This is a genomic window from Corynebacterium felinum (genome assembly GCF_030408755.1).
Classification (GTDB): Bacteria; Actinomycetota; Actinomycetes; order Mycobacteriales; family Mycobacteriaceae; genus Corynebacterium; species Corynebacterium felinum.
Genome location: NZ_CP047209.1, coordinates 1,809,462 through 1,827,340, shown reverse-complemented (window position 1 = coordinate 1,827,340; position 17,879 = coordinate 1,809,462). Strand labels below are relative to the sequence as shown.

Here is a 17,879-nt window from a genome sequence, read left to right as displayed (position 1 = left end):
GCTCCTCCCCAGGCAAAGGAAGGAATAGTCGTGGTTCCACACGTCCAGCCCCACAAGGTAACAAAGGCCGGAGCAAAAACACAGGAACTCGCACTCACGCACGCAGCACCTCCACCACACCACGTGGAGGTGCTGCTATGAGTGCCTACGGCAATTCCGCCCGCCGCGCATCCGAAACCTCAGAAGAGCGCACCGGATCAGCCTTCGGAGCAGTCGTTGGTGGCGTGTCCTCCATCTTCGGAGCTACCGCCAAAGGGCTCGGCGGACTTACCCGAAAGCTCGCACGCCGCAACGAAAGTGACGTCGAATCCGACTTCGACGCATTCAACGAACCTGAGCACACTAGCCCTCGTCAAGAACAGCGGGAAACAACGCGCGGGCGTCGATACGCAACCAGCGATGAAGAGACCATCACCGAAGCAACCAGGGCACCGCGCGCCCCACGCACACCCAATGGATACAACCGCCAAACCTCCGACAGCATAGGGCTGATGCTCATCGCTCTCGCAGTCGTCCTCGGCGCAAGCGTGTGGCTCGATATCGCAGGACCCATCGGCGACGCGATCTCACACACCACCCACCTGCTCATCGGCGCAGGTGCACTCGTGCTGCCTTTCGCACTCATAGCCATCGCCGTAGCGCTCATGCTCGGCCACCAACTGCCCTCCCGCGGGCGCGGGCGTGTCATCGGCGGAACCGCACTGATCGTGCTCTCCATGCTCGGACTCGTCCACGTTTTTGCCGGAACCCCAGTGACCACCGCCGGGCGCGTAGTTGCCGGCGGCTACCTCGGCGCATACGTGGGCGGTCCCCTCGCACTCGGATTCACCCCCTTCATTGCAGTACCCCTACTTGTGCTGCTGATCGTCTACGGCGCACTACGGGTCACAGGAATCAGCATTCGCGAACTCGTCGATTACATCAAAGATTACCTCGACTCGCGCCGCTACTACGACGAAGAAGAGGGGCACTACCTCGACGAACACGACGACTATGCGCATGTCGACGCCGACATCGACGCACTCGCTGAAGGTCGACCACGACCTCACCGCGCAGTCAGAAACTACGACCCCGCCCCACGCCCACGCCCACGAGCCGAAGCACCGCGGGCAGTGCGTCCGCACGCGCCAGTAGCACCGGTGGGGTCTGCGTCTGAACCAGAAGCAGCGGAACAACCATCGTTGTTCGGCAACCCGCTTAACAACTACCCAGCAGATACACACTCACCAAGCCGGCCACGAGTAACACAACAGGACTACGACACCGACGAATTCCCCGCCATCCAGGGTGAAACCACAGTATCGGTGACCAAGCCACAGCCCGCACCAGCACGCCCAAGCGCAGCAGGAACCAACACCGCTGCCGCAATCGGCGCTGCAGGGGCAGCCGCAGCTGGTGTAGCAGGAGCTGTCGGCGCAAGCAAAGCAGCCGGAATTGCCTCCGCGGCCACAGCGGCAGCAAGCGCGGCACAAGCAGCGCAAGAGCTCGGCACTCATGCTATCGACGCCGTCGCCTCCACCCAACGCACACTCGCCCAAGCACGAGCCAGCCAGCCAGCAGCACCAGCAGCTAACCCAGCTGCTTCAGCACCCACGCCAGCTGTACCCGCAGCGCCGCAAGCAGCACGTGTTGTGCCCACCGCAGCGGAAACAACCTACCAAGTTCCTTCCACCGACCTGCTCACCCCAGGAATGCCACCGAAGGGACACTCCGCAGCAAACGACCGCATGATCGAAGCAATCACCGACGTGTTCGCCGAATTCAAAGTCGATGCCCACGTCGTAGGCTTCAGCCGTGGTCCAACAGTGACCCGCTACGAAGTAGAGCTCGGCCCAGGCGTGAAAGTTTCTAAAATCACCAACCTGCAATCCAACCTCGCCTACGCCGCAGCCACCGACAACGTACGCCTACTCACCCCAATCCCCGGAAAGTCACTCGTGGGAATTGAGGTGCCCAACGCGGACCGCGAAATGGTGCGTCTAGCTGACGTACTCAACGCCCCAAGCATCCACGATGATCACGACCCCATGCTTGTGGGTCTAGGCAAAGACATTGAAGGTGAATTCGTCGCGCACTCAGTGCAAAAAATGCCACACCTTCTTGTCGCAGGCTCCACCGGTTCCGGTAAGTCCGCCTTCGTCAACTCCTTGCTCGTCTCACTTCTCACCCGAGCAACCCCAGAAGAGGTTCGACTCATTCTCGTCGACCCTAAGATGGTGGAACTGACCCCCTACGAGGGTATTCCGCATTTGATCACGCCGATCATCACCCAACCGAAAAAAGCAGCAGCCGCGCTGCAATGGCTGGTTGAAGAAATGGAACAGCGCTACATGGACATGAAACAAGCCCGTGTGCGCCACATCAAAGACTTCAACCGCAAAATCAAAACGGGTGAAATCCACACCCCTGCAGGCTCGCAGCGCGAATACAAGGCATACCCCTACATCGTGTGTATCGTCGACGAGCTCGCCGACCTGATGATGACCGCACCAAAGGAAATCGAAGATTCCATCGTGCGCATCACCCAGAAAGCGCGCGCCGCTGGCATTCACTTGGTGCTTGCAACTCAGCGCCCATCAGTCGACGTTGTCACCGGCCTGATTAAGACCAACGTTCCCTCGCGTCTTGCCTTCGCAACCAGCTCGCTGACGGACTCCCGCGTGATCCTTGACCAAGCCGGTGCTGAAAAACTCATCGGCATGGGCGATGGACTGTTCATCCCACAAGGCGGACGACCCAAGCGCATCCAAGGCGCATTCGTCACCGACGAAGAAGTCCAAGCAGTAGTCGAAGCAGCCAAGGCCCAAGGCGAACCAGACTACACCGACGGAGTGACCGAAGATAAAGCCCAAGATTCCAAAAAGGACATCGACGACGATATCGGCGGCGACCTCGAAGACCTGCTCCAGGCCGTTGAACTGGTGGTTACCTCCCAACTGGGCTCCACCTCCATGCTGCAACGCAAAATGCGCATCGGGTTTGCCAAAGCAGGACGCCTCATGGACCTGATGGAATCCCGCGAAATCGTCGGGCCATCCGAAGGATCCAAAGCCCGCGAGGTGCTTGTTAAACCCGAAGAGCTCGATACCATCACATGGATGCTCAAAGGCGCAGACCCCCGCGATGCTCCGAAAGAAGAGCACGGCGTCGACACGCTCGATGCTGAAGGGTCAACAAACGGCGACACCACCACGGTGCAAGCCACCTACAACCCCAGCGGTAACGCCTTCTAAGATCACAGTACTTTCTCCCCACGTGACAATGCCCCCTCAAAAATGGGCGCTTCCACGTGGGGAGTAGTTTTTCTCGTGACATCTTCTTCCTGTGTGGAGTAGATAACCACGAGTATTTGCCTGTGATTTTCATTTCTAACCTGCGCTTCTGCTGCCATCGCGTGGGAGCGTGATATGGGGGTGTGGTAGCATGTTGAACCGTTGGAGGGGAGTACCCCACAAGCAGCGTGGATCGTCAACACGTGACTTACAGACCGCTGTGTTTTTCCTTCTTCACCGCCACATGTATGTACTTGTATTCGACGTGGCGTAGGGCAAAAGCGCAGCGGATATTCTGTGGTGATCCGGTCCCGCTGGGTGAGCGTTTCGCACAAAACCTCACTGGGGGAGACCTCCGGCTCAATTCGCACACCCAATTTTTTTTTAACGAATGAGACCGGAGGTCTTTTTTGCTATGGAAGTAAATGCGCTGACATGGGGCATCACCATTGCTGTGGTGATCGGCTTCTTCATTTTTGACTTCTTCTCCCACGTGCGCACACCACACGAGCCCACCTTGAAAGAATCTGCATGGTGGTCGCTGTTCTATGTAGCTCTCGCCTCCATCTTTGGTGCCTTCTTGTGGTTTACGTGGGGCGAGCCGGGCAATCCGCACCAGCACGGTGTGGAGTTCTTCACCGGTTACATCACCGAAAAAGCGCTGAGCGTTGATAATCTCTTCGTGTTTGCCCTGATTATGGGGTCGTTTAAGATTCCGCGCAAGTACCAGCAAAAGGTGCTGCTGATCGGTATTGCGTTAGCTTTGGTCTTCCGTTTGGCCTTCATTATGGCCGGTGCGGCGGTCATTAACCTGTGGAGTGACGTATTCTATCTCTTCGGCATCTTCCTGCTCTACACCGCGGTGAAGCTGATCATTGATGAAATTCGTGAGCAGCCCGAAACTGACCCGAACGATATGTGGGTGATTAAGACGCTGCGTCGCGTGATTCCTGTGACTGCTGGTTACGAAAAGGATCACCTGTATGTGCACAAGAAGGGGCAGTTCGCGCTGACTCCCTTGTTCGTGGCGCTTGTTGCTATCGGCATGATTGATATCATGTTTGCCCTCGATTCCATCCCCGCGATCTACGGTATTACTACCGAGCCTTATATCGTGTTTACTACTAATGCTTTTGCGCTGTTGGGCTTGCGTCAGATGTACTTCCTACTTGACGGCCTGCTCGATCGCCTGGTGTACTTGCCGTACGGTTTGGGCGCGGTTTTGGGCTTTATCGGTGTGAAGCTGCTGCTGCACGCCCTGCACGAAAACAAGCTGGCGTTCGTTAACGGTGGTCAGCCGGTGCACGTGTTTGAGATTCCGACGATCTGGTCGCTTATCGTGATCGTGAGCATTTTGGCTGTTGCGGTGATTGCGTCCGTGATTAAGACGAAGCGGGATCAGGCTCAAGGTGCTATCCCGCCGAAGTGGAACCGTGAATATGACGAGCACGATATTGCTCGCGATGAGAAGCGTACTGCGTCGATTCGCACCATTGTCGACAACAAGGATGAGTAGCGTGTCGACGTCGCCATCATGGTGTTGTCTATAAAGAAAAGGCCTCCGCTTAAGGAGGCCTTTTTTATACTGGGGTTAGTCGCCGAAGATGTTGAGCACAGGGTTCCAAGTGTGAAATACGCGCCCATCCAGAGCGCCAGCCGTGTGGAAGGGATCTTGATCCATCAAGGCGATTGCATCGTCAACAGTGGCGGAGTCTGCCAGGCGGATTACAATCAGTGCGCCACCGTCACCGTCGAGGTAGGGGCCGGAGCCTATGAGTGTGCCTTCTTCTTTGAGCGCACCGAGAAACTCACGGTGTTGTGGCCGGATTTCAGTGATAAGTTCACTATCGGGGGCATAGCGGTATTCGATTGCAAAGGTTGTCATAGTTTCAAAATTTTAGCTCACGGTGTATTCATGGGGGGTGAGTTCAATTCGGCTTAAATTTTGCATTCGGCAGGCTGGTAGTGTGGATAGCTATGAACAAACCCAACGTGGATGCGCACCAAACCAAACCATCAAATTTCAATGTGCCTAATGTGCTTACCAGCGCCCGTATCCTCGTCATTCCTTTGTTTGCGTGGTTGATTTTGCGTAGCGAAAGCCATCACGCCGGTTGGATGTGGGCTTCCTTTGGTTGCTTTGTTGCATTGATGATTACCGACAAGCTTGATGGGGATATTGCTAGGGCGCGTAATCTTATTACTGATTTTGGTAAGATTGCTGACCCTATTGCGGATAAAGCGCTGATGGCTACCGGCTTTATCTGCCTGAATATCACTGGTGTTTTACCGGTCTGGGTCACGGTTGTTATTTTGGTGCGCGAGTTGGGCATTACTTTCTGGCGTATGGTTGAGCTGCGAAAAGGGAATGTTGTTCCGGCGTCGAAGGGCGGAAAGCTGAAGACGGTGCTGCAGACCATTGCGGTTGCGTTGTATCTTGTTCCGTTCCCAGAGTTTATGGATATCCCTATTTTCCTCGTGATGCTGGTTGCTGTTGTTGTTACCGTGGTTACTGGTGCGCAATATTTGATTGATAGTGCCAAGCTGAAAGCACAGGCAAGCTCATCTCACTAGGGGTAGGGGTACACGCATCATGGACGCACGAAGTAGGTATTTCGCACAGCGGATCATTAGTGAACTGAGTGCTAGGCAGCAAACGCTGTGTGTTTGTGAGTCGCTGACTGCAGGGATGCTTGGGGCAACGATTGCTGAAGTCCCAGGAAGTAGTGCAGTGTTTCGGGGCGGGTTCATTACCTACTCTACCGATCTTAAGCACACTCTTGCGCATGTTCCGCGTGACTATCTTGCCGCGCATGGTCCTGTTGATCCGGGTACTGCTGTGCATATGGCTGTGGGTACGGCACGGGAGTGTAGTGCTGATTGGGCCCTTGCTCTCACCGGTGTGGCGGGTCCTGATTCGCAAGATGGTCACCCTGTGGGTGAGGTGTGGGTTGGGCTTAGACGCCCTGACCTTTCTGTTGAAGTGCGTGCTGCTGCTGAGCTTGTCGACGATCAGTTCAGTGCCAATGGATTGGTGCTAGGGGATCGACCTTGTATCCGCCAGCTGTCGGTTCTTGCAGCGCTTCGGCTGCTCGAATGCGAATTGGGTATTTGTGATAAATGTGGCGCTGCTGAATAGTATTACGGCGTCATGTTGGTACTTGGTAGTGGTGCATTGCTAGTATTGCACTACCGGCAAAATTGAGTGTGATTCACTCAATGTGTTCGCCTCGAATACAAGTTTTTGTCCTCGGGAACAAATCTTTCGCCTCCTTCGTTAGGTTAAGTGATGATGAAATACACAGCAGTTTTAGACAAGCCGGTCGTTGCAGTTTCAAAAAAGGCGCCGGAACCCTTGTTGCGGGAAGCTCTCGGTTCTGCATTGCGATCATTCCGCGCTGATAAAGGCATTACGCTTCGTGAGCTTGCTGAAGCTTCACGGGTGTCACCTGGGTACCTGTCCGAACTAGAGCGTGGCAGGAAGGAAGTATCGTCTGAACTTCTTGCCAGTGTGTGTCATGCATTAGAAACCACGGTTTCGGATGTCCTCATTGAAGCAGCCGGTTCAATGGCAATGCGTAATGCTGAAAGCGAATTGGCACGAGTATCTTAAAACCTACCTGTAGTGTGCATGTTCGGTGCTGGTGTTTGTGCCGGACAGGGAGTGTATGAAGGTGGTTGAGGGATTGTCGAATTTCGCTGCCGTTGAATGCGGTTTTCCGCTAAAGTAGGCAGGTGGATCATTCCACCGTTTTTCTTTTTATATTTTTCTACTTGATGTTGTGTGAAAGGGGCTCTTTTCAATGGCGAACCCATTTGTGAAGGCTTGGAAATACCTGATGACTCTCTTCGATAGCAAGATTGAAGAGCATGCTGATCCAAAGATTCAAATTCAGCAGGCTATCGAGGAGGCTCAGCGTCAGCATCAGGAACTGTCTCAGCAGGCTGCCGCTGTGATTGGTAACCAACGTCAGCTGGAGATGCAGCTGAACCGTCGCCTCACTGAGATTGAAAAGCTCCAAGCAAACACTCGCCAGGCTTTGCAGTTGGCTGATAAGTCTCGCGCCGAAGGCAACGTTCAGAAGGCAACTGAGTATGAGAATGCTGCCGAGGCATTTGCGGCTCAGCTCGTTACTGCTGAGCAGGCGGTGGAGGATACGAAGCAGCTGCACGATCAGGCTTTACAGCAGGCTGCTGCCGCTAAGAAGGCAGTGGAGCGTAATTCGATGGCTCTTCAGCAGAAGGTTGCTGAGCGCACCAAGTTGCTGAGCCAGCTGGAGCAGGCGAAGATGCAGGAGAAGGTTGCTGAGTCGATTCAGTCGATGAATGCGATTACGAACCGCGATACCCCTAACTTGGATCAGGTTCGTGAGAAGATTGAGCGTCGTTATGCCAATGCCCTCGGTTCTGCTGAGTTGGCTGAAAATTCTGTTCAGGGTCGCATGGCTGAGATTGAGCAGGCGAGCGTGCAGCTGGCTGGCCATTCCCGCCTTGAGCAGATCCGTGCAGAGATGTCCGGTCAGCTAAGTGCTGGTGCTTCGGCTACCCAGCCTGCATTGGAAGCAGATGCTGCTCCAGCATCCGCGTCGGATGATGCTGTGTTGAAGAAGATGCGTGAGCTGCGCGGCGAAAGCTAAAAGCTGCTTTCCAAAAAACCTTTCACACCCCTTGGTGGCCGTTGAATTTTAACGAGTGCCAGGGGGTGTGTTTTTTAATCGCCGACGCCGCGAGCCCACAGGGCATCGGCGATTGCGCGGGCGCGTCTTATTGAGCGGATGAGTACGGGGGTGCCGAAGGCGACGAGGGAAAAACCAGCGCCTCGGGCTTTACGTGCGTCGAGAACTTCATGCACGGTGTTGAGCATAAGGGGAAGAAGCCTCATGGTCAGTGAGATTGCAAGAACGATCGACTCAACGGGAAGACCAAAGCGGGCCATAGGTCTCAGCGCTTTTTCTAAGGCTTCCATCATGGCTTCGACAGTCGTGGTTAAAGTCAGCAGCGCTGCCATCAATAGCGCTGAGAAAATGACCAAGGTGATACGAAGCGCAGGCTCCCACCCGAGTTGCCACCACTGAAAGAGTCCGAGGGTGATCAGGAGGGGAAGTGGGGGAAAGAGTTGACTGAATGTAATGCGCGGTGGGATGGCGGCGATGATGTAGCCTGCTGTAGATAAAGCGACGCACGCGACAGCTTGCTGCCAGGTGGTGACGAAAATGCCGGTGAAGATCACGTAGGTGATGAGGAATCCGAATTTGACAATCGGGGGCAGCCGGTGAATGACTGTGTTTTTCTTGACATAGACACCTAAAGGAACGTTTTTCATCAGTGTGGGTACTTTCCCATCAACGAGGTGTAGCAGGCGATGACTTCATCGGGTTTACCATCGGCGATGATGCGCTTGTCGTCGATGCACAGCACTCGATCGAAACCTTGAAGGAAATCCAAGTCGTGGGTAACAACAATGAGCTGTTGTGAAAGTTCGTCGAAGATGCGACGGATCTTGATGCGATTGCGCATATCCAGCAGGGTGGTTGGCTCATCAGCAATGATAATGCTTGGTTCGAGGACGAGCACTGCGGCAAGTGCAAGCAGCTGTTTTTGGCCGCCAGAGAGTAAGTGAGGGGAGTGATCGGCGTGTGCACCCAGCCCGAAGCGATCGAGTGCGTGCTGCACCCGTTGGTTGCGTTCTACTTTGGGCAGTTTCATGCGACGCAAGGAAAAAGCGATGTCTTCTGCGACTGTAGGCATGACGATTTGGTTTTCTGCATCGGCGAAAACAAAGCCTACTTGTTTACGTACTTCCTTGCCGTTTGTGGTCACATCGAGGCCATTGACTTCAACCGTTCCTGAGGTGGGGTCGCCAAGGCCGTTGATGAGACGAATCAGGGTGGATTTACCACCGCCGTTCGCGCCAATAATTCCAATACGACGCTCATGTAGCTCAAGGTTGATGTTCTCAAGCACTGTGCGTTCGTCGTAAGTGACGGTGACGTCGGTGAAGCGGATTGAACTCAAAAGAAATCACTCCAGTGTGGTGATGGAAAGATGGGCAAACACTTTCCCTAACGGGGGCTGCACACAAGAATGGTAGCTATTAGTTGTGTGCACGTATGGGCAAATGGAGAAACCCTGCCCGATTTACTTTGCCTTCTTGACATAAAAGAAGGCAAAACAATCAAGCAGGGACAGAATACTGACAGGCTTGGTACAAGCGCAGTAGTTTAGCGTGTGCGGTTGCGGAGATCAGGGAAAGCTGCGTGGACTGCCATAGCAATAATGACGACGATTGCAAGTTTGCCAAGGTCGAGCAGAATGAATGGTCCCTGCGCAGTAATAGCGGCCATCAATTCCATCTTTGCGCGGATAATGAGGCCAATGACGCCGAAGAAGTACTGCAAGAATAGACCAGCAATACCGCCGACGATTAAGAAGGCCAGCAGTCTGGATTTTTTGTTCTTAGGTGCTGCATAGGCGATAGCACCGGCGATGAATGCTGCAAAGATATAGCCAACTAGGTAGCCGACGGTAGGGCCAGAGATTGCTGCCAGAGCAGACTTGCCACCGGAAAGAACGGGAAGCCCCAGAAGGCCGATGCCGAGGAACAGGAGTGCAACGTATAAACCGCGCTTAGGGCCAAGCACGAGGCCTGCGAGGATGATGGCGGCGTTTTGCAGAACAATCGGGACACCAGCGGTGCCGACGGGGATTGCTACGAAGGCAAGCGCGATGATCAGTGCGGTGAAGACCGCAACGTAGGCAAGATCCTGGACGCGATTGCGTGATTGAACAGTACTCATAATGAGAACAATACAACTTAACGTTGTTCAAATTAAAACTTTGGAAGTAGTCGGCCAGCACAGTGCCTTGTTGGCGTCAGCTTGCGCTTGTGCGCGGGGGTAGCGTGTGTGCAACCAACAGAACGCTGTGGGGGTTGGTATTCACAGGTTACAATGGCACCCATGCGACTGACAGAGTTTCACCGACTGATTAACGATGAATTTGGCGATTCTCAAGGAGGATGGGTACTCCATTCACACGTGATCGCCGAATTGGGCGGGACGGCTGAAGAGTTGATTGAGCGGGGGATTAGTCCACGAGTGGTGTGGCAGGCGCTGTGTGATGATTTTCGAATACCGGTGGAACGTCGGCTCGGAAAAGACATCTAGTACACGCCAGAATATTGTTTGTGCGCTGGGGTTTTCTGAAATCTGTTCGAAAAACTCGTGAATCGAACAATTGTGCGTGTATAGTATGTGCTGTGTTAGGCTCACCCTTTATTCTCAAGGGTGTCAATCAAGACACCACTTCGCACACTGCGGTGGGAAGTGGGTGAAGAAAGCAGCGGTCGTTTTTAACGTCGTGGTTTTCTTGCGATTTAAAGATATAATCTGCTGGGACATTCAAAGAAGAAGGACATTAATACCATGGCAGCTAAGAAGAGTACGAAAACTTCGGCCGCAGCGGCAGGAAACGATCGCCAAAAGGCGTTGGATGCGGCGCTGGCACTGATTGAAAAAGACTTTGGTAAGGGCGCTGTGATGCGCTTGGGCGATGAGAATCGTCCCCCAATCCAGGTTATTTCTTCTGGTAATACTGCTATCGATGTTGCTTTGGGTATTGGTGGTTTCCCGCGGGGTCGTATCGTTGAGATTTATGGCCCTGAGTCTTCGGGCAAAACTACTGTTGCTTTGCACGCGATTGCGCAGGCACAGCGCAATGGTGGCATCGCGGCGTTTATCGATGCTGAGCACGCATTGGACCCAGAATATGCCCGTAAGTTGGGTGTTGATACTGATGCACTGCTGGTCTCACAGCCGGATCATGGTGAGCAGGCGCTGGAAATCGCCGATATGTTGGTGCGCTCCGGTGCGATCGACATCATTGTGATTGACTCGGTTGCTGCCTTGACTCCTAAGGCTGAAATTGAAGGCGAAATGGGCGATTCGCATGTGGGTTTGCAGGCGCGTTTGATGTCGCAGGCGCTGCGTAAGATGACAGGTGCGCTGTACAACTCTGGTACCACCGCGATCTTTATTAACCAGTTGCGTGAAAAGATCGGTGTGATGTTCGGTTCCCCAGAAACCACCACCGGTGGTAAGGCGTTGAAGTTCTACGCTTCGGTGCGTTGCGATGTTCGCCGTATTCAAACGCTCAAGGACGGCCAGGATGCCATTGGTAACCGCACCAAGCTGAAGGTTGTGAAGAATAAGGTTTCGCCACCGTTCAAAATTGCTGAATTCGACATTATCTATGGTGAGGGAATTTCGCGTGAATCTTCCCTGATTGATATGGGTGTTGATAATGGGATTATCAAGAAGTCTGGTTCCTGGTTTACCTATGAAGGTGATCAGCTGGGTCAGGGTAAAGAAAAGGTTCGCTTGCACTTGAAGAACACTCCTGAGCTGGCTGATGAGATTGAGCAGAAGATCCTTCAGAAGCTGGGCATTGGTGAGTATGCTGGTCAGGCTGATGAGCTTAGCGATGAACCAGTCGATATGGTGCCAAACGTGGACTTCGATGACGACGAGGTGTAGTCCTGTCGAATTCACCACGTAATTCCCAGGCTGAGAAGCTCGCGCGTCTGGAACAGGCGCTTGAGCACTATCAGCAGCACGGCAGTGATCTTTTTAATCACGCCGAAGATGAAGCAAAGCAACACGTTCGACGTCGTGCCCTGCTGCTTTTGGATCAGCGTGCACGATCGCGACATGAATTGCGCCAACGTTTGCTGAGCCTCGATTTTGAGTCCGACATTGTCGAAGCAGTGCTTGATGATTTCGAAGCGGCGAAATTACTCGACGATAGGGCCTTCGCGCAAGAATGGGTGCGGCAACGCCATGAGCGTCGTGGAAAGTCACGTAAGGCTTTAGATATTGAACTGAAAGACAAAGGCATTTCCGCGCATATTCGCGCGGAAGCTTTAGATCAGATTGATAGCAATGACGAGCATAACGTTGCAACCCAGTTGGCCATGAAGAAAGCGCGTGAAATCAAGAAACCTCCCGTCGATTTTCACGAACAACAAAAGTACCTACGGCGAATAGTTGGGGTACTAGCACGGCGTGGTTTTAACGAAGGCCTGAGCTTTTCTATTGCTAAAGAAGCATTAGAAACGCGTGTCAGCGAGTTAGAAACCTAACCGTCAGGCTATTATTCGGCAGGATTTCTGATTTCCTTGTGCCCAGGGGCGTGCCAGTCAACCATCACATTGTCCTTAGTCTCAATGCCTTGTTCAGGCATATGAGGAACCCGGGCAAAGATATTTCGGCGGGCACGCCCTGCGCGTAGTTGGCGTTCGACACGTTCAGCCAACAGTGTCAACGCATAATTGATGGCGATCATGATGATAGCGACCACGATCAGCGACGGGAGATAATTCCTATTCATCGACGACGACTGAATACCTTGGCGCACAACCTCGACAAAACCAATCTGGTAGCCAAGCGCTGAATCCTTCAACGCAATAACAGCCTGTGCAATCAAAGCTGGCAGCATTGCGGCAACAGCCTGCGGAAGCAACACCCGCCACATTGTTTGCCGGTGGCTCAAACCTAAAGCTGCGGCAGCCTCAAACTGTCCGCGAGGAAGATTCTTAATACCCGAGCGCAGAATCTCCGCGATCACCGAACCGTTATACATGGTGAGAGAAAAAACAACGGCAGCGAAAGAAAGCTTGGACGGTGGCACAAGATTATTGACAGCAAACACTTGGTAGCTGAAAACAATCAACAAAAGCACAGGAATCGCGCGGAAAAACTCAACAATAATTCCGCACAGCCACCGAATGAGTGCCGATTGGGCTAGACGGCCAAGCCCCAAAAATACGCCCAGCACAATAGCAAGTAAAACTGAAGCAAATGCCGACTGCAACGTACCCATCAAACCAGGCAACAAATAGGTCGTCCACGTATTGCTGTTGAGAAACGGCAGCCACTTCTCACCAGTGAGCTGGCCTTTCGTGTGCAAAATGTAGCCAATCCAGCCACAGACCACGACCGTGGCGATAACAGTCAACGCCGTGAACACAGCATTGCGCATCCGGCCACGCGGACCCGGCGCGTCATACAAAACCGTTGCACGAGTACTCATTACTTCTTCACCGCCAATCGCTGCGAAAGCTTATCCAAAGCCAATCCCATCGGGAGAGTCAACAACATGAAGCCAACAGCGAAGAAACCGAAAATGATCCACAACTGGCTGGCATGATTCTCAATTACTTCCTTCATCAGCAACGACGCTTCAGCCACACCAATAACCGACGCCACTGTGGTGTTTTTCGTCAATGCGATCAACGTATTGCCCAGTGGCACAATTGCCGCACGCAAGGCCTGCGGGAAAACAATGGTGCGAAAAGTCTGACCAAACGTTAAACCAAGAGAACGTGCAGCCTCGGCCTGGCCAAAGCCCACAGTGTTAATGCCTGAGCGCAAACATTCAGCCACAAACGCTGAGGTATACAAGATGAAACCGAGGGTGGCGAGGCGGAAGTTGTTGTCCACCAAAAACGTATCGGATGCTCTGTTAGCCAACTGCAATCCCAAGGTTTGATACAAACCAAAGGAACAAAACAGGACCACCAAGGTTAAAGGGGTGTTTCGTACCGTATTGATGTAAAAAGTAGCGAGTGTACGCATGATTTTTACCGGCGATACCCGCATCGCCACCAAAACAGTGCCCAGTACGAGCGAACCGCACGCAGAAAAGAACGTAAGTTTAATGGTCAGCCAGAAAGCAGGAAGAATTGCCGGACCGAGTTGCGACCACATTGCATCCATGAAATAGCTCCTGATGAACGAGAAAGACTAAGCGCACCAAGGTGGGGTATATTAACCCCACCTGCGGCTACTAATTCAAGAAGGACAGATCACCAGGGGTAGTAGGAGTTACGCCCGCTGCATTCTTGCCAAGATTTTTCTCAATAATCTTCTCGAACTCCCCTGAAGAGAACATCTCCTTGAGTGCGGCGTTCACAGCTTCAGTGCCCTGAGCATCATCTTTCGCAACACCAATGCCGTAATACTCATTGGTAAAAGGCTTTCCGTCCTTTTCCATCTCCACCACCTTGAATTTGCCCTCATCCTGAGCGGAATAGCCATGAAGGATGGTGGCGTCCGTGGTCAATGCGTCCACATTGCCCTGACGCAGCGCTTCCACGCAGGAAGAGTAGGTGTCATATTCCTGCAGCTGTACACTTGGCAGCGCCTCCTTCACCTTCTGCGCAGGAGTGGAACCAGTAACAGAGCACAAAATTCGGCCCTTGCCAAGATCTTCCAAAGTACTAATGGAACTATCGTCAGCGCGCACCAACAATGCTTGGTGAGTCAGTAGGTAGGGGCCACCGAAGTTCACAGACTCGGCACGAGACTTATTGATCGAGTAGGTGGCAACGATCAAGTCCACCTCGCGATTCTGAATAAGAGTTTCGCGTTGCGCCGACGGAGTTTCGCGCCAAGAAACCTCAGGGTGCGTCCATCCATTGGCATCGGCGATGTGATTAACCACGTAGGTTGCAACATCAACATCCACACCCGCCATGGTGCCATCAGCCTGCTTTAATCCAAGGCCTGGCTGGTCAAATTTCGTGCCCAGCACCACTTTGCCCGATTCAATGGCACCGAGAAGATTAGTGCTGGAGGTGCCAGAATCCCCACCACAGGCTACGAGGGTTGAAGCGCCAACAATAGTGAGTACTGGAACAGTAACGATGCGGGAGATTTTCTTAGTCATGAACTGACTCCTAACTTGAGAGAAATAAGGAAGAAAAAACTGTGCTGATACAGGACTTAGTGCGACAAGATTTTGCTGAGAAAGTCTTTCGCACGGTCTGTGCGAGGCGCGGAGAAGAACGTATCGGGATCTGTATCCTCGACGATGGCTCCGTCAGCCATGAACAACACGCGGTCAGCGGCCTTACGGGCGAAACCCATCTCGTGAGAGACACACACCATGGTCATACCTTCACGGGCAAGATCCGCCATGACGTCGAGCACCTCGTTAACCATTTCGGGGTCGAGAGCGGAGGTAGGCTCGTCGAAAAGCATCACTTTCGGTTTCATCGCTAATGCCCGCGCAATGGCGACACGCTGCTGCTGACCGCCTGAAAGCTGAGCAGGATATTTTTGCGCCTGATCCGCGATGCCGACCCGCTTGAGTAACGACAAAGCGAGCTGTTGTGCGTCAGATTTCGCCATCTTGCGAACCTTTGTGGGGCCAAGCATCACGTTGTCTTGGATCGTCATATGGGGGAACAGATTAAATGACTGGAAAACCATGCCCACATCGCTGCGCAACTGCGCTAATGCCTTGCCTTCTTCGGGCAGGCGCACACCATCAATAAAAATCTCCCCTTCTTCGATGGTTTCTAAGCGATTAATCGTGCGGCATAATGTCGACTTTCCGGACCCTGAGGGCCCCAGAACAATGACCACTTCGCCCTTGGGTATTTCCAAGTTGATCTCTTTTAATGCGTGGAAGTCGCCGAAAAACTTGTTCACATTGCGCATTGAAATCATTGAGGGTTTCGTGGGTGCATGTGTGGCGTCGCGATCGGAGTCGAACGCACGCAGATCCTTGCCTGTGTTCTGTGTCATAGTGCCACACTAGTGAAATCTGTATCACTTGTGCCGATATGGGTGTAAAACTTTGAACAACCTGCCTAATTTCTCAAAAATTGGGGGTAAATTTGGGGGTAAAGGGTGTCGAATATGAACTGATTCAGCACCCAAAAATCCACATGCGCACGATTCACTATGTCGCAATTGAGCAGTGGGGTGTGTTTCTTGTATACATCGTTCGAGGCAACGCTGGGTGAGAATTGTCCCTCAGCCACATTGCTAAGGTAGGAAAGCAACGCGGATCGCAGATTCATGAAGCGCATCAACAATGGCAACTAGTTGGGAAAACCAAGTCAGGGATACTAGAATCACACCTCGTGTCAGCACCCACTTTTGAATTCACAGAGAAACCCCGTCACGCATCGAACACGGAAGCACACGGACGCACGTACGAAGTCCGTACTTTCGGCTGCCAGATGAACGTGCACGACTCGGAACGGCTCTCCGGTCTGCTCGAAGATGCGGGCTACCGTCCCGTATCTGAGGGCGGGGAGCCTGATCTTATTGTGTTCAATACCTGTGCGGTGCGCGAAAATGCCGACATGCGTCTCTACGGCACGCTCGGCAACTTGCGTCATGTGAAGGAAAGTCGCCCAGGTATGCAGATTGCTGTGGGCGGTTGCTTGGCACAAAAAGATAAAGACGCAGTGGTGAAAAAGGCGCCGTGGGTTGATGTAGTTTTTGGTACCCACAATATTGGTTCGCTGCCAGCACTTTTGGATCGAGCGCAGCATAACCGCAAAGCTCAGGTGGAAATTGTAGATTCGCTCGAACAGTTCCCCTCTGTACTGCCTGCCAAACGTGAATCCGCCTATGCTGGCTGGGTGTCGGTATCGGTGGGCTGTAACAATACCTGTACTTTCTGTATTGTTCCTTCCTTGCGAGGTAAGGAAGTAGACCGCCGCCCGGGTGATATTTTGGCCGAGGTGCAGGCGTTAGTGGATCAAGGCGTGAGCGAAGTAACCCTGCTAGGGCAGAACGTGAATGCCTATGGCGTGAATTTTGCTGACCCCACCATCGAGCGCGACCGTTCAGCTTTCTCCAAGCTGCTGCGCGCCTGTGGTGAGATTGAAGGATTGGAGCGCGTGCGCTTTACCTCTCCGCATCCTGCTGAGTTCACTTCAGATGTGATTGATGCGATGGCAGAGACCCCGAACATTTGTCCACAGCTGCACATGCCCTTGCAGTCTGGTTCGGATAAGGTGCTCAAGGAGATGCGTCGTAGCTACCGTTCCCGGAAATTCCTCGCCATCTTGGAAGAAGTTCGGGCAAAGATTCCGCACGCGTCGATCACCACTGACATTATTGTGGGATTCCCTGGGGAAACTGAAGAGGATTTCCAGGCGACACTCGATGTTGTAGAAAAGGCGCGTTTTACTTCCGCATACACTTTTCAATATTCGCCGCGTCCTGGGACTCCTGCCGCCGAGTATGAGAATCAGGTCCCAAAGGAAGTGGTGCAGGAACGCTACGAGCGTCTCATTGAACTTCAGGGCCGGGTGTGCTTGGAAGAAAACCAGAAAATAGTGGGTCAAGAAGTCGAGTTGCTGGTTCAGGCTGAAGGCGGACGCAAGAATGACCAGACTCAGCGCATGACTGGTCGCGCCCGTGATGGTCGTCTGGTGCACTTCAAGGTGGAAGAAGCTACGTCAGGTGCTATTGATGGCGAAATTCGCGCGGGCGATATTGTTCATGTTCGGGTTACAGATGCCAAGCCGTTCTTCTTGATTGCAGATTCGGGTGTGTTGTCGCACCGTCGCACGAAGGCTGGCGATATGAGTGCGGCTGGCAAGGTGCCGACTACTCAGCCTGTGGGTGTTGGTTTAGGTTTACCGCCCATTGGTAAGCCACAGGCTACCCCGAGTGCATCTGCTGGGCCTTCGTGTTCTGATGGAGGCTGCGGCTGCTAAGCCAGCGCGATAAACGCTGAAAGTCTCTTGAAGGGAATAGTTTTCCCTTTAGAGGTCTTTTGTGTGGAGCAAAGTAAAACACA

General features: G+C 53.1%; 18 protein-coding genes. 10 read left to right on the top strand and 8 right to left on the bottom strand.

Going from position 1 to position 17,879, the window contains the following annotated elements; genetic code table 11:
* Positions 1-137: 137 nt before the first annotated feature.
* The gene (locus CFELI_RS07820) at positions 138-3,233 is read left to right on the top strand and encodes an FtsK/SpoIIIE family DNA translocase (RefSeq protein WP_374724734.1); all 3,096 of its coding nucleotides are present in this window, start codon (positions 138-140) and stop codon (positions 3,231-3,233) included.
* 454 nt (positions 3,234-3,687) lie between these two features.
* Positions 3,688-4,788, top strand: coding sequence for a TerC family protein (locus CFELI_RS07815; RefSeq protein WP_277103742.1), 1,101 nt, complete (start codon positions 3,688-3,690; stop codon positions 4,786-4,788).
* A gap of 75 nt (positions 4,789-4,863) precedes the next feature.
* Here CFELI_RS07815 and CFELI_RS07810 read toward each other — a convergent pair whose 3' ends face one another.
* The gene (locus CFELI_RS07810; protein ID WP_277103743.1) at positions 4,864-5,157 is read right to left on the bottom strand and encodes a YciI family protein; all 294 of its coding nucleotides are present in this window, start codon (positions 5,155-5,157) and stop codon (positions 4,864-4,866) included.
* 92 nt (positions 5,158-5,249) lie between these two features.
* On the opposite strand from CFELI_RS07810, the gene pgsA reads away from it, so the two are divergent.
* From pgsA to CFELI_RS07790, 4 genes are all read left to right on the top strand, one after another.
* Positions 5,250-5,846, top strand: a complete 597-nt coding sequence (gene pgsA, locus CFELI_RS07805; RefSeq protein WP_277103744.1) for a CDP-diacylglycerol--glycerol-3-phosphate 3-phosphatidyltransferase — start codon at positions 5,250-5,252, stop codon at positions 5,844-5,846.
* Positions 5,847-5,865: 19 nt separating this feature from the next.
* A complete protein-coding gene (locus CFELI_RS07800) occupies positions 5,866-6,411 on the top strand; it encodes a CinA family protein (protein ID WP_277103745.1) in 546 nt (181 codons plus the stop codon).
* A gap of 150 nt (positions 6,412-6,561) precedes the next feature.
* The gene (locus tag CFELI_RS07795; protein WP_277103746.1) at positions 6,562-6,885 is read left to right on the top strand and encodes a helix-turn-helix domain-containing protein; all 324 of its coding nucleotides are present in this window, start codon (positions 6,562-6,564) and stop codon (positions 6,883-6,885) included.
* 190 nt (positions 6,886-7,075) lie between these two features.
* A complete protein-coding gene (locus CFELI_RS07790; RefSeq protein WP_277103747.1) occupies positions 7,076-7,909 on the top strand; it encodes a PspA/IM30 family protein in 834 nt (277 codons plus the stop codon).
* A gap of 74 nt (positions 7,910-7,983) precedes the next feature.
* On the opposite strand, the gene CFELI_RS07785 is transcribed toward CFELI_RS07790, so the two are convergent.
* The 3 genes from CFELI_RS07785 to CFELI_RS07775 all read right to left on the bottom strand — a co-directional run bounded on the left by CFELI_RS07785 (position 7,984) and on the right by CFELI_RS07775 (position 10,069).
* Entirely contained in the window at positions 7,984-8,598 is a 615-nt protein-coding gene (locus tag CFELI_RS07785) for an energy-coupling factor transporter transmembrane component T family protein (RefSeq protein ID WP_277103772.1), read from the bottom strand.
* The gene (locus tag CFELI_RS07780; RefSeq protein WP_277103748.1) at positions 8,595-9,287 is read right to left on the bottom strand and encodes an energy-coupling factor ABC transporter ATP-binding protein; all 693 of its coding nucleotides are present in this window, start codon (positions 9,285-9,287) and stop codon (positions 8,595-8,597) included. Before CFELI_RS07780 ends, CFELI_RS07785 begins: the two co-directional genes overlap by 4 nt.
* A gap of 206 nt (positions 9,288-9,493) precedes the next feature.
* Positions 9,494-10,069: a biotin transporter BioY gene (locus CFELI_RS07775; RefSeq protein WP_277103749.1), complete on the bottom strand. Its 576-nt coding sequence runs from the start codon at positions 10,067-10,069 to the stop codon at positions 9,494-9,496.
* A gap of 162 nt (positions 10,070-10,231) precedes the next feature.
* Between CFELI_RS07775 and CFELI_RS07770 the strand changes: the two genes are divergently transcribed.
* The 3 genes from CFELI_RS07770 to recX all read left to right on the top strand — a co-directional run bounded on the left by CFELI_RS07770 (position 10,232) and on the right by recX (position 12,411).
* Positions 10,232-10,438: a DUF3046 domain-containing protein gene (locus CFELI_RS07770; protein WP_277103750.1), complete on the top strand. Its 207-nt coding sequence runs from the start codon at positions 10,232-10,234 to the stop codon at positions 10,436-10,438.
* A 258-nt stretch (positions 10,439-10,696) separates the two neighbouring features.
* Positions 10,697-11,806, top strand: a complete 1,110-nt coding sequence (gene recA / locus CFELI_RS07765; RefSeq protein WP_277103751.1) for a recombinase RecA — start codon at positions 10,697-10,699, stop codon at positions 11,804-11,806.
* A gap of 2 nt (positions 11,807-11,808) precedes the next feature.
* The gene (gene recX / locus CFELI_RS07760; protein ID WP_277103773.1) at positions 11,809-12,411 is read left to right on the top strand and encodes a recombination regulator RecX; all 603 of its coding nucleotides are present in this window, start codon (positions 11,809-11,811) and stop codon (positions 12,409-12,411) included.
* Between the two features lie 11 nt (positions 12,412-12,422).
* Here recX and CFELI_RS07755 read toward each other — a convergent pair whose 3' ends face one another.
* From CFELI_RS07755 to gluA, 4 genes are all read right to left on the bottom strand, one after another.
* A complete protein-coding gene (locus CFELI_RS07755) occupies positions 12,423-13,361 on the bottom strand; it encodes an amino acid ABC transporter permease (protein WP_277103752.1) in 939 nt (312 codons plus the stop codon).
* Entirely contained in the window at positions 13,361-14,047 is a 687-nt protein-coding gene (locus CFELI_RS07750; RefSeq protein ID WP_277103753.1) for an amino acid ABC transporter permease, read from the bottom strand. Before CFELI_RS07750 ends, CFELI_RS07755 begins: the two co-directional genes overlap by 1 nt.
* A gap of 70 nt (positions 14,048-14,117) precedes the next feature.
* Positions 14,118-14,999: a glutamate ABC transporter substrate-binding protein gene (locus tag CFELI_RS07745; protein ID WP_277103754.1), complete on the bottom strand. Its 882-nt coding sequence runs from the start codon at positions 14,997-14,999 to the stop codon at positions 14,118-14,120.
* A gap of 56 nt (positions 15,000-15,055) precedes the next feature.
* Positions 15,056-15,784, bottom strand: coding sequence for a glutamate ABC transporter ATP-binding protein GluA (gluA, locus tag CFELI_RS07740; RefSeq protein ID WP_277103774.1), 729 nt, complete (start codon positions 15,782-15,784; stop codon positions 15,056-15,058).
* A 419-nt stretch (positions 15,785-16,203) separates the two neighbouring features.
* Between gluA and miaB the strand changes: the two genes are divergently transcribed.
* A complete protein-coding gene (miaB, locus tag CFELI_RS07735; RefSeq protein ID WP_277103755.1) occupies positions 16,204-17,796 on the top strand; it encodes a tRNA (N6-isopentenyl adenosine(37)-C2)-methylthiotransferase MiaB in 1,593 nt (530 codons plus the stop codon).
* Positions 17,797-17,879: the final 83 nt, after the last annotated feature.